The sequence below is a fragment of the Candidatus Arthromitus sp. SFB-rat-Yit genome, assembly GCF_000283555.1.
Taxonomy (GTDB): Bacteria; Bacillota; Clostridia; order Clostridiales; family Clostridiaceae; genus Dwaynesavagella.
In genome coordinates this window covers 284,466-303,308 of the sequence record NC_016012.1, presented here as the reverse complement: position 1 = coordinate 303,308, position 18,843 = coordinate 284,466, and the positions used below count along the sequence as shown (strand labels likewise).

Annotated in this window: 22 protein-coding genes; 3 read left to right on the top strand and 19 right to left on the bottom strand. The window is 26.1% G+C overall.

The features are described 5' to 3' along the window. Nucleotides 1-59 precede the first annotated feature (59 nt). The 7 genes from RATSFB_RS01355 to RATSFB_RS01325 form a co-directional block, all read right to left on the bottom strand. The gene (locus RATSFB_RS01355) at nucleotides 60-557 is read right to left on the bottom strand and encodes a hypothetical protein (RefSeq protein ID WP_014094263.1); all 498 of its coding nucleotides are present in this window, start codon (nucleotides 555-557) and stop codon (nucleotides 60-62) included. A gap of 102 nt (nucleotides 558-659) precedes the next feature. Next, a complete protein-coding gene (yihA, locus tag RATSFB_RS01350) occupies nucleotides 660-1,226 on the bottom strand; it encodes a ribosome biogenesis GTP-binding protein YihA/YsxC (protein WP_014094262.1) in 567 nt (188 codons plus the stop codon). A gap of 28 nt (nucleotides 1,227-1,254) precedes the next feature. Next, nucleotides 1,255-2,514, bottom strand: coding sequence for an ATP-dependent Clp protease ATP-binding subunit ClpX (clpX, locus tag RATSFB_RS01345; protein ID WP_014094261.1), 1,260 nt, complete (start codon nucleotides 2,512-2,514; stop codon nucleotides 1,255-1,257). Nucleotides 2,515-2,541: 27 nt separating this feature from the next. Beyond that, complete coding sequence (clpP, locus tag RATSFB_RS01340; protein WP_014094260.1) at nucleotides 2,542-3,129, bottom strand: ATP-dependent Clp endopeptidase proteolytic subunit ClpP; 588 nt, start codon at nucleotides 3,127-3,129, stop codon at nucleotides 2,542-2,544. A gap of 23 nt (nucleotides 3,130-3,152) precedes the next feature. Then, complete coding sequence (gene tig, locus RATSFB_RS01335; protein WP_014094259.1) at nucleotides 3,153-4,451, bottom strand: trigger factor; 1,299 nt, start codon at nucleotides 4,449-4,451, stop codon at nucleotides 3,153-3,155. A 76-nt stretch (nucleotides 4,452-4,527) separates the two neighbouring features. After that, nucleotides 4,528-5,349 carry a hypothetical protein gene (locus RATSFB_RS01330; RefSeq protein WP_014094258.1) on the bottom strand — a complete coding sequence of 274 codons (822 nt, stop codon included), beginning with the start codon at nucleotides 5,347-5,349 and terminating at the stop codon, nucleotides 4,528-4,530. A gap of 154 nt (nucleotides 5,350-5,503) precedes the next feature. Beyond that, nucleotides 5,504-6,811 (bottom strand): murein hydrolase activator EnvC family protein, encoded by a 1,308-nt coding sequence (locus RATSFB_RS01325; RefSeq protein WP_044035481.1) that lies wholly within the window; start codon nucleotides 6,809-6,811, stop codon nucleotides 5,504-5,506. 326 nt (nucleotides 6,812-7,137) lie between these two features. Here RATSFB_RS01325 and RATSFB_RS01320 point away from each other — a divergent pair, with 326 nt between their 5' ends. Then, on the top strand, nucleotides 7,138-7,317 hold the full coding sequence (locus RATSFB_RS01320) for an alpha/beta-type small acid-soluble spore protein (protein WP_005807127.1): 180 nt from the start codon (nucleotides 7,138-7,140) through the stop codon (nucleotides 7,315-7,317). A gap of 89 nt (nucleotides 7,318-7,406) precedes the next feature. Here the strand turns inward: RATSFB_RS01320 and RATSFB_RS01315 are convergent, their stop codons facing one another. From RATSFB_RS01315 to RATSFB_RS01290, 6 genes are all read right to left on the bottom strand, one after another. Next, nucleotides 7,407-7,598: a YtxH domain-containing protein gene (locus RATSFB_RS01315; RefSeq protein WP_242821404.1), complete on the bottom strand. Its 192-nt coding sequence runs from the start codon at nucleotides 7,596-7,598 to the stop codon at nucleotides 7,407-7,409. A 71-nt stretch (nucleotides 7,599-7,669) separates the two neighbouring features. Then, the gene (locus tag RATSFB_RS01310; RefSeq protein WP_014094256.1) at nucleotides 7,670-8,791 is read right to left on the bottom strand and encodes a YkvA family protein; all 1,122 of its coding nucleotides are present in this window, start codon (nucleotides 8,789-8,791) and stop codon (nucleotides 7,670-7,672) included. A 45-nt stretch (nucleotides 8,792-8,836) separates the two neighbouring features. Further along, on the bottom strand, nucleotides 8,837-9,520 hold the full coding sequence (locus RATSFB_RS01305; protein WP_014094255.1) for a rhomboid family intramembrane serine protease: 684 nt from the start codon (nucleotides 9,518-9,520) through the stop codon (nucleotides 8,837-8,839). Between the two features lie 37 nt (nucleotides 9,521-9,557). Continuing rightward, complete coding sequence (locus RATSFB_RS01300) at nucleotides 9,558-10,553, bottom strand: rhomboid family intramembrane serine protease (RefSeq protein ID WP_014094254.1); 996 nt, start codon at nucleotides 10,551-10,553, stop codon at nucleotides 9,558-9,560. Between the two features lie 86 nt (nucleotides 10,554-10,639). Further along, on the bottom strand, nucleotides 10,640-11,008 hold the full coding sequence (locus RATSFB_RS01295) for a DUF6762 family protein (protein ID WP_014094253.1): 369 nt from the start codon (nucleotides 11,006-11,008) through the stop codon (nucleotides 10,640-10,642). Nucleotides 11,009-11,020: 12 nt separating this feature from the next. Beyond that, nucleotides 11,021-11,911, bottom strand: coding sequence for a metal ABC transporter substrate-binding protein (locus RATSFB_RS01290; protein ID WP_014094252.1), 891 nt, complete (start codon nucleotides 11,909-11,911; stop codon nucleotides 11,021-11,023). 110 nt (nucleotides 11,912-12,021) lie between these two features. On the opposite strand from RATSFB_RS01290, the gene RATSFB_RS01285 reads away from it, so the two are divergent. Both RATSFB_RS01285 and RATSFB_RS01280 read left to right on the top strand, forming a co-directional pair. Next, the gene (locus RATSFB_RS01285; protein WP_014094251.1) at nucleotides 12,022-12,690 is read left to right on the top strand and encodes a metal ABC transporter ATP-binding protein; all 669 of its coding nucleotides are present in this window, start codon (nucleotides 12,022-12,024) and stop codon (nucleotides 12,688-12,690) included. Continuing rightward, complete coding sequence (locus RATSFB_RS01280; protein WP_014094250.1) at nucleotides 12,683-13,474, top strand: metal ABC transporter permease; 792 nt, start codon at nucleotides 12,683-12,685, stop codon at nucleotides 13,472-13,474. Before RATSFB_RS01285 ends, RATSFB_RS01280 begins: the two co-directional genes overlap by 8 nt. On the opposite strand, the gene RATSFB_RS01275 is transcribed toward RATSFB_RS01280, so the two are convergent. The 6 genes from RATSFB_RS01275 to RATSFB_RS01250 all read right to left on the bottom strand — a co-directional run bounded on the left by RATSFB_RS01275 (nucleotide 13,475) and on the right by RATSFB_RS01250 (nucleotide 18,747). Continuing rightward, entirely contained in the window at nucleotides 13,475-13,894 is a 420-nt protein-coding gene (locus RATSFB_RS01275) for a Fur family transcriptional regulator (protein WP_014094249.1), read from the bottom strand. Between the two features lie 140 nt (nucleotides 13,895-14,034). Next, nucleotides 14,035-14,586, bottom strand: a complete 552-nt coding sequence (locus tag RATSFB_RS01270; protein WP_014094248.1) for a manganese efflux pump MntP — start codon at nucleotides 14,584-14,586, stop codon at nucleotides 14,035-14,037. Between the two features lie 24 nt (nucleotides 14,587-14,610). Continuing rightward, on the bottom strand, nucleotides 14,611-15,549 hold the full coding sequence (locus RATSFB_RS01265; protein ID WP_014094247.1) for an ROK family protein: 939 nt from the start codon (nucleotides 15,547-15,549) through the stop codon (nucleotides 14,611-14,613). 109 nt (nucleotides 15,550-15,658) lie between these two features. Next, nucleotides 15,659-17,116 carry a sodium:solute symporter gene (locus RATSFB_RS01260; RefSeq protein WP_014094246.1) on the bottom strand — a complete coding sequence of 486 codons (1,458 nt, stop codon included), beginning with the start codon at nucleotides 17,114-17,116 and terminating at the stop codon, nucleotides 15,659-15,661. Between the two features lie 21 nt (nucleotides 17,117-17,137). Then, complete coding sequence (locus tag RATSFB_RS01255) at nucleotides 17,138-18,004, bottom strand: N-acetylneuraminate lyase (RefSeq protein ID WP_044035479.1); 867 nt, start codon at nucleotides 18,002-18,004, stop codon at nucleotides 17,138-17,140. 74 nt (nucleotides 18,005-18,078) lie between these two features. Next, nucleotides 18,079-18,747, bottom strand: a complete 669-nt coding sequence (locus tag RATSFB_RS01250; protein WP_014094244.1) for an N-acetylmannosamine-6-phosphate 2-epimerase — start codon at nucleotides 18,745-18,747, stop codon at nucleotides 18,079-18,081. Between the last annotated feature and the right edge of the window lie 96 nt (nucleotides 18,748-18,843).

Below are 18,843 nucleotides of genomic sequence, written 5' to 3'. Positions count from 1 at the left end.
TAACCCTCCTAATATTCCAATCCATAAAAATTGAATATATATTTTAAAACTACTATTTACTATATTTCAGATGAACAGCTTCCACATGATCTAGTATTGGATTGTACATTACATACATTCCCACATTTATTACTAAATTTACTAATAAAAATTAAAAATAACAACATACTAAATAAATCACATTGAGATCTATTTCCATTTAAACAAAACATACCTGGATTTACTGATAATTGTTGTTGACAATATGGTTGAGCTACCTGATAAGTTGATACTGGAACTTCCATATATGCTTGCCTTACTTTTTTAGTTCTATACTTCAAATTATTATTAGAATAGGTAGGAGTTACATATTGTTGTGGTTGATTTGGATAACAAACCATATTATTTGAGTTATAACCTGTTTGTCCTAATCCAGATAGAAAAAATAGTGGCAATAAATAATTGAATCCATTATTATTAAAATTATTAGATGAATAACATCCACAATTATCATTAGCATGATTCCTATGCCCTATCTCACAATTACTAGCTTGATTCATAAAATTCATAAAATCCATCGCTAATCTCCTATTATTAAAATTTATATAATAATTTTATGTATAAAAATAAAATATGCTACAACAAAAAAGTATATTATTAAAAATAATATACTTTTTAATTTATGAAAATACAAAGTTGAGTAATTCATTTCTATTATAATTTTTTAAAGAGGAATAAAATAATATATTAGATCTACTAAATTGTTTCTTAAATACCTGTTCATTTTTCTTAATCTGAGAATAGCTCAATTTATCAGATTTAGTAGCTATAATATCTAATTTATACTTTAAACTATTAATCCAATCGTACATTACTATATCACTTTCAAATGGGGCGTGTCTTGAATCTATTAAAAGTATAACTTTATCTATACATGCTCTATTATCAAAATACGACTCTACCATATACTTCCATGAATTTCTTTCACTCTTAGAGAGCTTAGCATACCCATATCCAGGTAAATCTACTAAATAAAATAAATTATTTATCAAAAAGAAATTCAAAGTCCTAGTTTTCCCAGGAGTAGAGCTTACTTTAGCTAGCCTTTTACGTTGTAACATCGAATTTATTAAACTAGATTTACCAACATTAGATCTACCTACAATAGCTATTTCCTTCAATCCATCATTAGGAAAATCTTCACTTTTTACTACCGATTTTATAAATTTACTATCATATATGAACATATTCATTCCTACTTAACATCTTTATTCATTAAGCACTCTCTATATCGTCACTACCTTTTTCATTTTTCTTATATACAATTTCTATTTTTTTATCATCTATACTCTTTTCAGTTACTACAACTTTATCTATGTTTTTATCTGAAGGTATATTATACATAACATCAATTAACAAGTCTTCAACTATAGTTCTAAGACCTCTTGCTCCAGTATTTCTACTAATAGCTTTTTTTGATATAGATTCAAGTGCTTGTTCTTCAAACTCTAATTCAACATTATCATATTCAAATAACTTCTTATACTGTTTAACTATAGCATTCTTAGGTTCCTTTAGTATCCTAACTAACGCTTCTACAGTCAATGCATTTAATGAAACAAGTATAGGTAAACGACCTATAAACTCAGGTATAAGACCAAATTTCAATAAATCTTCTGGCAATATATTACCAAATATCTTGTCTAATTCTTTATTTTCTTTAGAGGGTATATCTGCGCCAAATCCCATGCCCCTAACGCTAATTCTTTGCTCTATAATTTTTTCCATCCCATCAAAAGCGCCACCACAAATAAATAATATATTAGAAGTATTTATTTGTATAAATTCTTGATGAGGATGTTTCCTACCACCTTGAGGTGGAACAGATGCTACAGTACCTTCCAATATCTTGAGTAATGCTTGTTGTACACCTTCACCAGATACATCTCTAGTTATGGAAGGATTTTCAGATTTTCTAGCAATTTTATCTATCTCATCTATGTATATTATTCCTTTTTCAGCTCGCTCCACATCATAATCAGCATTTTGTATTAATTTTAGTAATATATTCTCTACATCTTCTCCAACATAACCAGCCTCAGTTAAAGTAGTAGCATCAGCTATAGCAAATGGTACATTCAAAAATCTCGCTAAAGTCTGTGCTATTAAAGTTTTACCTGATCCCGTTGGTCCTAATAACAATATATTACTTTTCTGTATCTCGACACTATCATCTTTTATAAGTGAATTGATTCTCTTATAATGGTTATATATAGCAACCGACACAGATCTTTTAGCTCTATCTTGACCTATAATATATTGATCTAAATAATCCTTTATCTCTTTAGGTTTAGGTACCTTAGATAGTCCTACCTTTTGATCATCTACACAATCATCTGTTATTATTTCCGAACATAAATTTATACATTCATCACATATATAAACCCCTGGACCAGCAATTAACCTTTTTACTTGCTCTTGATTTTTCCCACAAAAAGAACACTTTAATTGCTTATTTTCATCCAATTTCGCCATAACCACACCCCGCAAATAGATTTAATATTATTTAACCTTCTTACTTATAACATTATCTATTAAACCATATTCTTTAGCCTCATAAGAACCCAAAAAATAATCTCTTTCAACATCTAACTCTATTTGAGATAGCGGCTTTCCCGTATTCTCACTAAGTATTTTGTTTAAATCATTCTTCATTCTTAATATTCTCTTTGCATGTATATCTATATCTGTTGCCTGCCCTCTAAATCCACCTAGTGGTTGATGTATCATTATTTCACTATTAGGCAATGCAAATCTCTTACCTTTTGCTCCAGAAGATAATAAAAATGCACCCATAGATGCAGCCATACCTATACAAATCGTGGATACATCAGGCTTTATATACTGCATAGTATCATATATAGCCATACCTGCTGTTATAGACCCTCCGGGACTATTTATATATAAATGTATATCTTTATCAGTATCTTCACTCTCAAGAAATAACAACTGAGCAACTATTAAACTTGCTGTAACATCATTAACCTCATCTCCTAAAAAGATTATACGTTCCTTTAACAACCTTGAATATATATCATAAGAACGTTCACCCTTACTTGTTTGCTCAACAACTATAGGTACTAATGCCATAAGTCTCCTCCTTTAACACTCTATTAATTACTTTTCTTTTTATTATGATTTACTAAAAATTCTATAGTTTTTGACATAATTACATCTCTTTCTAAAGAATCATTATATGTCGCTAAAAGACTCTCTTTAATAGAATTAATTTTATTTTCATCTTGAGAATACATCTTAGCTAACTCTAAAGCTTTAGCTTCAATATCATCTTTATTTGATAATATATTTTCTTCCTTAGATATTTTTTCTATAACCAAGTTAGATAATACCTGCTTAGATGCCCTATCTCTAAAATTATTTCTTATATCTTCTAACTCTATACCATAATATTTACAATATTGATCTAAAGTTGTACCTTGATACTTAACTTTATTTTCAAAATCATGTATAAGTCTGTCAATTTCACTCTGTATCATTGGTTCTGGAATGTCAACCTTAGCATTATTACATACTTTTTCTATAACAGAATTCTCAAACTCATATTTTTGTTTATTTTCATTCTCTTTATTTTTTTTCTCTTTTATACTATTTCTTAGTTCATCTAAAGTAGTAAATTCAGAATAATTTTTTGCAAAATCATCATTCAATTCCTCTAATTCTTTTACTTTTACATCTTTTATAGCAACTTCAAATTTAGCTTCCTTACCCTTCAATGAATCAACACCATAATCATTTGGAAATACCACATTTACATCAACATTATCACCTTTAGATTTTCCAACAAGCTGATCCTCAAAAGTATCTATGAAACTCTTTGATCCTATAACTAAAGTATAATCTTTAGCTTCTCCACCATCAAATGGCTTATTATCTACAAATCCTTTAAAATCTATTATAGCTATATCTCCCTCTTCAATAGCTCCATCTTTTAAAACAATACGTGCATTTTGCTCTCTTAAATTTTGCAACTCCTGATCAATATCACTATCGCTCACATCATATGTAACTTCTTCAACACCTAATCCCTTATATTCCCCAAGTACTACCTCAGGTTTAACATATACAATTGCTTTATATTCAAAATCTTCACCCAATTTGCAATTTATAATTTCTATATTAGGGTAATCCACAACTTCGATTTTATTATCTTCAATAGCATTTTTATAAGTCTTATCTATTACAACATTTGCAGCATCATTATAAAGCACCTCAATTCCAACCATTTGTTCAAAGATCTTAAAAGGAATTTTACCTTTCCTAAATCCAGGCACATTATATTTAGAAACATTCTTCTTAAAAGACATATGTATAGCATCATCAAATTCTTTCCTATCTACCTTGATAACAAATTCTACCCTACTATCTTCAAGATTATTTAACTGAACATTCATTACAAAATTCCTCCTAATTAACCAATATTTCTAAAAATATATAAACCAATAAATCATTAAAATCAACACAAGATTACTAATTAAGAACAAAAGAAAATGTTAATAACTTCATTTCATTATTTATATTAACTTTAATCCCATGCTCTGTCAACTCTCCAAACTCAATATTTTCACCAGCTATACTTGTCATAAAGTGCTTTATATCTTGTGTATCACTTACATCCGTCCTCCATACATATTGTTCATTTCTACCAAACCATGGAAGATTGCTAACATACACCACAGTATTATCATCTAAAAATTTAGCGGATTTATACCAAGCATAATTTTCGTATGTATTCCTTATATCATTTTTATAAAATCTATTTTTAGCTGAATTAGAATAAAAAAACTCTGGATCCAATTTAAAAGTATTAAGTATAGAATCAACCATATATACATCTTGAGTAATATTATTTTCTATCAAAATTTTCTGTTTATTCGGTGATATATCAAAACTATATTTCGAATCTAATGTATCAATTAATCCTAAAAATTTAATATTATTTTCATCCTTCATATATGAAATTTTTAATTCGTTATCTCCTAAAATTACATTGTAAATCAATCTATCAAGCTCATTATTATCGATATTTTCTTCTAATGGAATACGAGTTTCTTCATTAATATTATTTGTATCATTTTCATCATACTTATCCACTTCTATTTCATTTGTATTGGAAATCTCTTTAGATATAAGTGAATAATATTTATCTCTTAAATAATTATTAATTTTGGAAAAATTGACTATGTAAAATACCCCTATAATTAAAAAAGTTAAAATCAATATTAATATAATAAATCGCTTTTTTCTTATTTTCTTCTCATATTCCCTACTGAAAATACTACTTCTCCTCATCCTTACCTCCAATATTCAAAACGAGATATATAAAAAATAATACAAAAATAAAATTATATTTTAATTATAACCATTTTTCCATACTTATACATATTTTTTATTTAATTATAATAAAAAGGACGCTAAATTAATAGCATCCTTTTTAAAATTTCTATTATGACAAAAATTTAAGTGGGTCTAAACTAGATCCATCTTTTCTAACTTCAAAATGTAAATGAGCACCAGTACTCATACCAGTAGATCCCATTTGTCCAATTCTTACACCTTGATCAACTGCTTGTCCTTTAGATACCGTAACTCTTGACATGTGAGCATAAAATGTTTGATACCCACCTCCATGGTTTATAATAACAACATTTCCATAAACATTGTTATACCATCCAGCAAATGCAATATCTCCAGCCCTACTTGCAATTATTGTATCTCCAACTTTACCTCCAAAATCGACGCCTGTGTGAAGTGATTTTGTACCTCTTACTGGATGTACTCTCCATCCATAATTAGATGTAATCGGCCCTGTAGATGGTCTTAAGTATCCACTTGGACTTACCTTATTACTTCCACCAACTAAACCTGAATTATTTACAGAATTTAAATAATCTTTCAACTGTTGCTGTAATTGTTCATTATCCTGTTGAATATTTACAAGTTCATTTCTTTTTGTTCTAGAATCTTCATCTAAAGCATCATACCTAGACTGATACTCACTTTCTAAATCTTTAACAACTTGTAATTCTGCATCCAACTCATTTTTCTTCACAACTAATTCATTCTTAGAATTCTCTATCTCTTGTATCTGAGTTTCTAAATCCTTCTTGTACAAAGCTAAACTTTGAGTTTCCTTCTCTAAATTTTTCATATCTCTAGTTATATTATCTTTAATTTGCTTTATATTTTCTATTAATTTTCTATCGCTTTCAGTTATTTTTGACATACTATGAACGGTATCCATTAGATCTTGTAAATCCTTGTTCATATCAAATACCATTGTAAAAAATAAATCTAATCCCAAAGAATTATTTTGAGAATATTTATAAAATTCTTTTATTCTATCGGCAAGTATAGATTCTAATCTTATTAATTCAGACTGATTTTTTTCAATTTCTACATTAAGCCTTCCTATATTTTCTTCCATAGAAACTATCTGTTTCTCAACGCCTTCTACTAATACTGTTTTGTCATCTATATTTTTTTGATGCAATTCTATATTCTCTAAATACTCATTGATAACTCCATTTCTTTGATCTATCTCTCCCTTAATTTTAGATAACTCACTATCAATAGCATCTATTTCTTTATTTATACTATCTATTTCATTTTGAACATTATCAATTTTATTTTTATTCTCTTGTATTTGTTGTTCCAATGAATCTTTAACACTTGCTATAACATTAGTATTTGCTATAAAAATAAATACCATTATTAAAAACACCAATAATCTAAGTGTCTTATTTCTATTCAACAAACTATCCTCCTAAAATACAAACAACAATAATAAAACACTCGGTCTTATTACTTTCTTTAATGCTTATTAAAAATTATATCATATTTTATTAATTATATCTACCTCTATTATTTTTACTGATTTTTATGCATTCCCCTTTTTATTTTTAAAAAATATATTTATCAAATAATTTATAAATCTTTAAATTATATGGATAATCTATGTATAACTACCATTATATTTCACGATTATATTCAAAATATAAGTTAATACTAATATTGTCTTATTAATGAATTGTTAATAAGATATTAAATAAATTTTTAATTTTAGGGAGGATTAAAAATATGGGTAAATTAGTACCAGATGCTAAAAATGGATTAGAACAATTTAAAAGCCAAGTTGCTAACGAAATGGGTGTACCCTTCACTGATTATAATGGTAATTTAACTTCTAAACAATGTGGATCTGTTGGTGGAGAAATGGTAAAAAGAATGGTTGAACAATATGAAAATGGATTAAAATAATTAGTATCATTAAGAGATATGGAATTCCATATCTCTTATTTTTTATCATAGATAATTTAAAAATAAAAAGACTCCTTAAAAAGGAGCCTTTAAGCAAATTTATATATAATTCTTGCCATTTTCCTCATTATATGAAATTTAGTTTTCATACCCATTTTAATAAATTTATTTGCATTTTTAAAAATTTTATTCTTAAATCTTTTACTAGATCTCGAATCAGCAGAAAAAACTATAGCACCAATCAAAGCACCAGCCGTAGTACCTAAAATAACACCTTTCATAATAAACCCCCAATAATAAGCTATATATTTTCTCATAAGCATATTATCTGTTTAATTATATTTTTTATTCATTATTTAAATCTAACAAATTTTTCAAATACATTATACAATCTATCTATATTATTCATACCTAACATTGAATTTAACAATTCAAATGAATCTATCAAGAAATCAAGCGTATCGTTATCCCCATCAAAATGATAACTTAATATCTCTTTGTCAATAGATGTAAATATTTTATTTAAAGTAAATACGAGTAATAAACCATCATCTATCTTATCTAAAAAGCTAAACTTTTTATTTATAAAATCTATAGGACTCAACAAATAAATTATTGTAAATCCAAGTAAAATTTTAACCCCATTTCTTACTTTTCTATCTCTTAATAATCTATAACATAATACACCTATATCTGGTATTATAAATGCAATATTACCTAAAAGCATCTTATTTGTTTGTTTAAATTTACTATCATATAATTTATCTCTAAATCTAGAATACTCTGAAAAATATCCCTTATGATCTCTAAAAAATCCAGTTTTATCACAACTACCAGTTTCATCTCGACTATAAAATTTTTCGCTATATTTATCATCATTCTTTTTATTCTCTAAATTATACACCATAAATTTATTATTTTCAGTAATAGTACTCTCTACATTTATTCCATCTTTTTCATCATTTTGTATTTCATATACATAGTCTTGTACTGTATCTTTTTTACTGTTATTAATAAGTTCTACCATATTAATATCTAAATTTCCAAATGTGATATTAATACTTTCTTCAGTTATTTGTATATCTTTTATATCTAATTCTAAGAAATTTAAATTAAATTCTTTAAATACTTTTTTTAGATCTACCTTTATTTGTTTACCATCACAACTAATTCCTTGGATATTTAACTTATTAATAACCATTTTCAATATGAAATTTACAGTAAAAATACTAATAGGTATACTTATTGCTTTAAGCTTCTTTATAACAATTGATAAAACTCCATCTTCTATTCTATGGAACTTAAGCCCTATAGAAATAGTACCAAATGATTTATACTTAATTTTATTAATTAAAATCATACCATCGTATAATCTAATATCAGAAATACTAATACCATCTACTTTTAAAAAATCATCTATAAACGATTGGATATTCTCAGGTTTTAACTTAACCTGAACTTGTAATAAATTCAAAATACCACTCCCTGAAATCAACTAATTAATATTTGTTACACATATTTATTTATTATTCCTTAAACACTTAGTATCTAAAATAAACATAACAAATACACCAATTAAATATGAAGCTAAAAATTGTAATAAACTATAAAAATCTACCATGTAACTTATAAAAAACCCTATAAACATTAAAGATATGTATATGTATATATCTATTTTAAGTATAAATCTTCTAAATCTATAACAAAAATATATACACATCCCAATTAAAGAAGAAACTATAGTAAATGATCCTAAATAATATTGATTTGAATACATGAAAATCGATATTAAATTAAATGATATAATTGATAATACATATACAAAAACTATTACACTCCTTTTTATATATCTCTCCATAAAAAACCCACAAAATACTAGTATAAATATAGTATTTATTAAATCCCATAAACTCCTATGTATAAAAATATTTGTTATAGCTCCAAAATAATTACCTGAAACAATATCATTCCCTGTATATGCATTCAATAAGTTAAGAGAACCCAAATCCACATCAATTAGATTTTTTTTACCATATACAAGCAAAATATAAAACGATATATATATAACTATACTTCCTATTATCATCCAAGGAAATGCTTCGTTATTCGTAAATACAGGTCTTTTTTTAATTAAATTATTAACAATATCATCTTTATCTATTTTTATAGTATCAATATTTAAATTATAATTTTCATTTTCCATACAATTTATTCCCCATGAATTTATTATTTATAGTAAATTATCTATTAATCAAGTCAATTCCTTTCATAAACACCAAACCAACTATAAATGAAGCTAAACTTCCAATATTATCTATATTGTTACTTAGAAATACACTATTTAAAAGATTAAGTACTATAAATGAAAATATAAATACAAAAAACAACCTATTTACTCTTGATTTATATTTAAAAGCTAAAATAAATAATGCACCTATCAAACAATAATTTATTACATATAATCCAACTCCAAATACTTTAGAAAAGTTTAATAAATAACTTGAAAAATTACCAAAAAATATTCCACATATTATAAGAATTATATAATTAACCTTACTAATATTTTTTTCAACTATACTCCCTGCAAAAAACAACGTTATAACTCCAACTAATAACTGCAAAAAATTTTTATGTAAAAATGGCGATATAAATATCCTCATATATTCTCCATCACGTATATACGGATCTATCTTACCTCCTGCCCAAAGTAATACCTCATCACGAATTGAAACAATATTCCCATTAATATTACCTATAATAAAGTAAATTATAATACTAATCAAAATAATAAACATAGTTAAATGATTATTCTTTCCCCTAGAAAAAAATCTAGTATATGATTTTTCAACTACATTTTTTATAATATTTAAAAAACCTACACTATGAACATTAAAACACTCTATTTCTCCAGATTTTTGATTAATAAAAATCGCTTCTTCATAGAGCTCGCTCTGAAAATATGTATTCTTAACATTTTCTAAATCGTCAACTACAAATATATTTATTATGTTACACTTAATCCCTCTAGATCCAAAATAACTATCTATATATCTATTTTCATTTATATAAGAAGTTAATGATGTGAAATTTATACATAATATATAATCATTTATCTCTTTTATATAAATATTAATTTCCTTATTATGCTCCTCGAAAGGTAATATTAATTTATTTAAATTAATCTCCTTTTCAAAATAAGATATTAAAATATTTTTTATATTTCGAACTTTTTTCATAATAATCACCTAAAATAAACTACCTATAACCTAAAGTTAATTAATATCAGGTTATAGGTAGTCATAATAGTTTATTTTATACTAAATTATATCTTATTACAATAAACTTTAACAATTTTCTCCATAAATAAATCTATCAAATCGTCAATTTTATTCTGTATAATCTCCCTAACATCATTATCCATTTCCATTATAAATGTAGGATAATATTCTTCATCTTTTGGATATGAAATCACACCTATATTTTCAAATTCTTCATATGGAAATTTGGATATTATATTATCAAATTCATAATCACTATAATCTTCTTTTAATTCTAAAACTAAAAATATCTTATTATTTTCTCGGTAAAACTCTATTATATTATCGAAACAATTTTCTATATTAATTCTGAATTCTTCATCAAATAAATTCTTGCTTCCTTTATCTATAAGTAATATACTATTAAACTCCATAAATACTCCCTTTTACCTTAATCCATCATAAATTGAACTTAGCAGTTCTTCATATTCAGTAAAATAATCTCCCTGATTTTCTAAATTATTAACAACTTTATATGTAATATTTGTTTCATTTGATATGGTTTCAAGTTCTTTATTAGTTTCATACTTGTCCCCAATAATAAGCTTTATATTTTTCTGTCTAATTATATCAACTATACTTTGTAAATTCTTAGGATTTACCTCTCCATGATTATTTACATCATGTAAACTACTATTTACCAAACCAAAATCTCTTGCCAAATAACCATAAGATGCATGATTACTCACAAATTCCTTATTCACTATAGATTCAAAATCATTTATGTATGAATTATATATCTTATCAATTCTTTTACTAAATTCATTAAAATTATTAGTGTAGAAATCTTTATTATTAGGATCAATAGTAATAAGTTCATCAAGCACAACTTTACCCATTGTTTTGTATTCATTAATACTTAGCCATACATGTGGATCATATGCTCCATTACTATGTGAATCTTCATGATGATGATCATCTTCATGAATGTGATCATCCTCTAAACTTATTAAATTTGAATTTTTAGTTGTTTGTACAAATTTATCTTTATTATCAACTACATCTAAAACTTTATCATCAATTCCTAAACCATTATAAAAAACAACATCTGAATCTTGAATATTTTTAATATCTTGAGGAGTAAATTCAAAATTATGAGAATCACCACTTGGTGTAATATTATATACTCCTACCTTATCTTGAGCTATGTACTTAAGAAGATTATAATTTGGATTTAAAACTGTAACAACATTTATTCCTTCCTTTTTAGCCTGGCTTGTACAAGACATAAATAATAAAGCAACAAGTCCTAAAATAATATTTCTCATCTTACTCATATAACAATTAACCCCTTATAATTTTCATATATTTTTATTGCAAATGAATCGCATCAAGTTTATAATACATATAAAAGTATTAAGTGTCAACAATACGAATGAGGTTTTTTATGTTAAACATTGCTAATACGGATAATTTTATTCTCGAAAAAAATAATTCTTCAAATCGAATTATAAATATTGAAAACTTAACTTTTAGTTATGATAACTCAAACTATATTTTTAAAAACGCAAACCTATCTATAAATAAAGGGGATTTTGTGTGCATAGTTGGAAAAAATGGATGCGGAAAGAGCACTCTTCTTAAACTCATGCTAAACCTAATAAAAAGCAAAAATTTGAATATATCTATAGGAACTAAAAACATTTCCTATATCCCCCAAATATTCAACTTTAATAAGGATTTCCCAATAACTGTTAAAGAATTTTTAAAATATAATACTAAAGAATTAAATACACCATTTTCTAACGCCCTTTATTTATGTGAAAAATATGATTTAATAGATAATATAAATTCTTTAATTGGAAAACTGTCAGGAGGGCAATTACAAAAATTAATGCTTATAAGGTCACTTCTTAAAAAAACAGATTTATTAATGGTAGATGAACCTACAAACAACTTAGATGAATGCAGTAAATATACAATATATGACGATTTAAAGGAATTGAATATATGTAACAATATAACAATTGTTGTTATTGAACATAATAAGGATTTTTCAAATAATTACGCCAATAAAGTATTTTTAATTAAAGAAGGTTCGATATATCGTGTTTAAATATGAATTTATACGCAATGCGTTTATAGCTGGTTTTTTTGTATCTATAATATGTCCATTCATAGGAAATTTTATAGTCCTCAAAAGATATTCATACATAAGTGATACTCTATCTCATGCTTCTTTTGCTGGTGTTGCACTATCATACGTACTAGGAATAAATTCCTTACTTGTATCAATTGTATATACTATAGCTTGTGCTATTTTAATTGAATATTTAAGAAAATATTATAAAAATTTCTCAGAAATATCCCTTTCCATACTTCTAACCTTAAGTTTAGGTATAGCTATAATTATATCAAGTAGTAGTCTTGTCAAAATAAATATAGAAAGTATAATATTTGGGAGCATCCTTACATTAAATAGAAACGATTTAATATTTATAATATGTACAAGCTTGATCGTATTAATAACATTAATACTTAATTATAAAAAATTTGTATTAATGATATTAGATGAAGATTTCTATAAAGTATCTAAATTCAATACGTCATTTTACAATGTATTATTTTCGGTATTACTAAGTTTAACAATATCTGCGTCTATAAAAGTTATCGGTCTTCTTGTTGTATCATCAATTATGATTATACCTGTTGCCGCATCATTTAGATTTAAAAAAGGATTTTCCCAAACGGTGTTAATTTCAATTATTCTAGGAATAATATGCATTCTTTTAGGGCTTTTTTTATCTTATCATTTAAATACAGCTCCAGGTGGTACAATAGCCCTTACATCAATAATAATTCTAATAATTTGCCTTATAATTACAAAAAACAAGAACTAATTAATAGTTCTTGTTTTTTTTGCATTCATTACATATACCAGCTATCTCTATATTATGCTTCGTCAAAGTAAATCCTGTATCATCTTCTATGTGTTGTATCAAAACATTAAAAGGACAATTTATGTGAACAACTTTATTACAAAAATTACACTTAATCTCATGAACATGAGATATTGTAGAAAGTTTATATCCACTTACTCTATCATTTCCAATAACTTTATCAATAATTTTTTTTTGTGAAAATTTTTCACATGTTCTATATATAGTAGATAAATTTATGGTAAACCCTTTATCTTTACACACATCATAAATTTCAGATACATTCAAAATTTTATCAGTACTCTTAAATATATTTAAAACAATACTCCTAGGTTTTGTTACTTTTAATCCTACCCTATTTAAAATATCTATATATTCCATAAACAACTACCTCTGGATCATTAAACTTAGCTAACTCAAAACTATTGCTAGTCATTTCATAAATTATACCATTTTATTCAATTTTACTCCATACTCTTAATTATGTACTCAATTACTTTTATATTGGATATATTATAAATCTAGAAAAAAATCATTTTCAAGCCAAATAGTATAAGCAAAACTCCCCCTAAAAAATCTGCGTATTTTGTTATAATTCTTATTCTCTTTAAATGAGCAGATAAAAATACTGCAAATAATGATAAAATTAATGTTACAACTCCAACTAAAAGTGTGTTTAAAAATATTAATTTTAAATTATGCAAATTGTATGCTGTAAACCCTACAACTAACGCATCTATACTAACAGATATACCAAGAGTAATATACAAATTATTAAATAATTTTTTATCCTCATAATTATCCTCATCACAATGTCCCAAAGCCTCTTTAAACATCAATATACCTACAATTAAGATAACAATTCCTCCAAATACTTTTGGAATAGTTAAAACATATGAATTTATTACATCTCCAAAAATTCCACCTAAAAATGAAAATAAAAACTGAAAGAATCCAAAACTCAAACAAAATAATATAAGTTGCTTAAACTTGTGTTTATTTGAAAATCCCAAACTTAATGCTACTCCGAAAGCATCTAAAGCTAATGCTACTGGAATAAATAAAATTTCCACATCATACCTCCAAAATTTTAAAAATTATAATGCATTTATATACAAAAATGAATTATATGCCGCACCAATAACACCAGCATCATTTTTGAGTGCAGCTTGCTTTATTATAGTACCATCTTTATACACATCAATTACATATTTTTTAAATCTTTTATTTATTTCACTAAAAAATGGATCTCCTTGTTCCGATATACCTCCACCAATTAATACAAGACCAATATCTAAAATACGAATTAAATTTGATATACCATACGATATATAATCCAAAAATTTATCATATACCAAACTTGCTATACTATCTCCCTTATAATATAAATCAACTATGTATTCTCCTGTATAAGTATCATTACATGGTAAATTATTTTTAATCAATTCTTCTTTATAAATTCTAATTAATGCTGATGTAGATGCATATCTCTCATAACATCCATTTAATCCACAACTACACTTATATCCATTAGGAAAGATAATAAAATGTCCAATCTCACCTGCCGAATAATTATTACCACGATGTAACTTATTATCTATTATAATAGCCCCTCCAACTCCTGTTCCTAAAGTCATACATAAAAAATTTTTAACTCCTCTACCATTTCCAAGCCACATTTCACCAATAGCTGCTGAATTAACATCATTGTCAGCAAATACAGGTATATTAAATCTCTTTCCTATACACTCTCTAAAATTCGTACCAATATACCCTGGTATACTATTTGTTGCATACTTTATTTCACATTTATCAACATCAACTTGCCCTGCTGTAGATACTCCTATACAATCAATATTAAATTCTGATTTTAATTTATTAAATATATCTATAAGCGTATTTGGTATAGTTTCTTTCGCTGGATATGATGGAGTATTAATTTTATCTTTTTTATAAATCATTCCTTTATTATCAATAATAGCATACTTTATAAAAGTTCCCCCTATATCAAATGATAAACAATACCTCAATTCCATAACTAATTACCTCCAATTTAATTATTTTTTAGTATACTCTCTAAAAATTTTTTAGTAAATAATAAAATGGATATTCTAATATCAAGAGAATATCCATAAAATTTTATTTTTATTTATTTTTACGACAAAATAAACTAACTATATATCCAACTACAACTGTAACAACTATACTTATAAGCGAATATGACCATATAGAAACATCAATATTTAAATTCATATATTTAAGTGAAAGTACGATTATCGTAGCTGTAATAAATCCTATATATGCAGATAATTTTGTTGCATTTTTGCACGCAATTCCAAGTACAAATATTCCTGCCAAAACTCCAAGAACTGCACCAACAAATCCATTAAACCACTCATACGCCGAATTAATTTCACTTGTCGCAAGAATCATAGCAACAATTACAGATACAACACCAACAACCAATGAAACTAATTGAGCAATTTTAGTTTGAGTTTTAAAACTCAGCCCTTTAGTTATATAATTTTGTATATCAAGTGTCCAACTTGTTGCAACTGAATTTAATCCTGTAGATAAAGTAGATTGAGATGCAGCATATATAGCAGCTAATAACAATCCTGTTATACCTACTGGTAATTGATAAGCTATGAATGAGGCATAAATTTGATCTTGAGCAGTATCTACCAAAAGACTTGGATTTTGTCTATAAAATACAAATAACGCCGTACCTATTAAATAAAATATAGTAGCCGCAGCAATAGATAATATTCCATTTGCATACGTCATTTTCTTCAATTTTTTTATATCCGTTGTTGTTGTAAATCTTTGAACAACATCTTGACTAGATATATATGAAGAAAATGTATTTAATCCTCCTCCAACAATAAGCATAAATACACTAGTTTTAAGCAAATTTGGGTCAAACAACACATCACTACTTGATATAAACTTTTGTTCATTAAATAGCACACCTGCTATATCACCAAAACCACCTTCTAGTTTAAATAATATAAATATAAATGTTCCAATAACTCCTAAAATTAAAATTACCCCCTGTATAAAATCAGTCCATAAAACAGATTTTATACCTCCAGAATATGAATATATAATTGCAATAACTCCCATAAGTATTATGAATATGTTTACATTTATGTTAGATAATCTTGATAAAACTATCGATGGTAAGTACATTATTATAGACATTCTACCTATTTGATAAATAATAAATATAACAGCCCCTATAACACGTAATCCCTTACTTTTATATCTTATCTCTAAATAATGATATGCCGTATCTATATTGAGCCTACTAAATACTGGCAAAAATAGTCTTATTGTAAGTGGTATTGCTATAAATACCCCAAGTTGTGCAAACCATAAGATCCATGTCCCATTATAGGAATTACCAACTAATGATAAAAATGATATAGGGCTTAAAAGTGTTGCAAATATTGATACTGATGTAACCCACCAAGGTATTGTGCCATCCCCTTTAAAAAATTCCTTACCATTCATATCTTTTTTTGAAAAGTAAAGACCAATAAATAGAACTATTATAAGATAAACAATTAGCACTCCAAAATCTATTAAACTAAATCCCATAATTAATCCAATTCCTCATAATTAAAAATACTTATTAAATATTTCTTTCGCATTTTTCTTCATTTCATCAGTTGACTCTCTAAAAGGTCTCTTGCAATAACCAGCATTTACACCAAACTCTTCTAATATTAATTTAATTGTTTGATATAATCCGTTGTTTAAAATTTCTGTAATTAAATTATTTGTAATACTTTGTAATTCCCTTGCCTCTTTTAATTTTCCTTTACTAACTAAATCAAATATTTCCTTAGCTCTTCTTCCATTTACATTAAATGTTGATCCTATTGCTCCATCTACTCCAACTACTGCAGCAGGTAGAAGCATTTCATCAAATCCCGAATAAACTAATTTATCTGGAAATGTATATATAATCCTCTCAAGTAAATAAAAATCTGGATTTGTAAACTTAACTCCTATTATTTTAGGATTTTTAAAAAGCTCCCCAAAATTATCAAGTCCCATATCAACTCCTGTTAAATATGGTATAGAATATATTATCATGTTATTTTGAGTTTCTTTTATTATAGTGTTATAATAATCTTTTATCTCTTCAAATGTAAATTTGTAATAAAATGGTGTTACGGCACTTAATGAGTCATATCCTAATTCTGTTGCATAATTTCCAAGCTCAATACTCTCTTTTAAATTTATAGAACCAATTTGGGCAATCAATTTAATCTTACCATCAGCCTCATCTTTTACAATTTGAAATATCTTCTTCTTCTCTTCTGTTGATAACATGAAGTTCTCTCCAGTGCTACCATTAACATAAATACCATCAACCTTAACACAATCTATATTGTGCCTAACAAGTTCCCTTATACCCTTCTCATTAATATTTCCTTCTTTATCAAAAGAAGTTAAAAGAGCTGAATAAATACCTTTCATAAATAAAACCTCACTTAATAAAACGTTTTCAAATAATAATAAAACAATAAAATATAACACTAAATTTATCAGATTCACTTATTTATAACATCAATGAATCTTTTAGCTATTAGTTGCGGTCTTGTTATTGCTGATCCAACCACAGCTGAATGTATCCCTATATCATACACACTTTTTAAATCTTCCGGGGTATTTATCCTTCCTTCAGCAATTACTGGTATTTTCAAATCTCTAACAAGTTTTTTCATTAATTCTAAATCTGGTTCATCTTCTCTTTGTGTATACGATGTATATCCAGATAATGTTGTAGATACACAATCACATCCAAGCTCCTCAGCCATAACTCCTTCCTCATAATTTGAAATATCAGCCATAACTAAAATATTTTCTCTTTTAATACTTAAAATTAAATCTTTAAGTTTTTCACAATTAGGTCTTACTCTATTTGTTGCATCTAATGCTATCATATCACATCCAGAACTTAAAAGTTCATTAACCTCTTTCATTGTAGGAGTTATATACACTTCCGAACCTTCATAATCCCTTTTTATAATTCCAATTACAGGTAAATCAGTTACTCTTTTAATCTCTATTATGTCAGAAACTCCCTGTGCTCGTATACCTATTGCCCCTGCTTCTTTTGCTGCAAGTGCCATTCTCCCCATAATAAACGGACTATGCAACGGCTCATCTGGTAAAGCCTGACAAGATATTACAAGTCCTCCTTTTATTTTATCTAGCATAAATCTACACTACCCTTTCATCAAAATTGCATATAAATACTTTTACTGATATAATTAAACATTACTATAGAGATATAATAACAGATAATATAATTT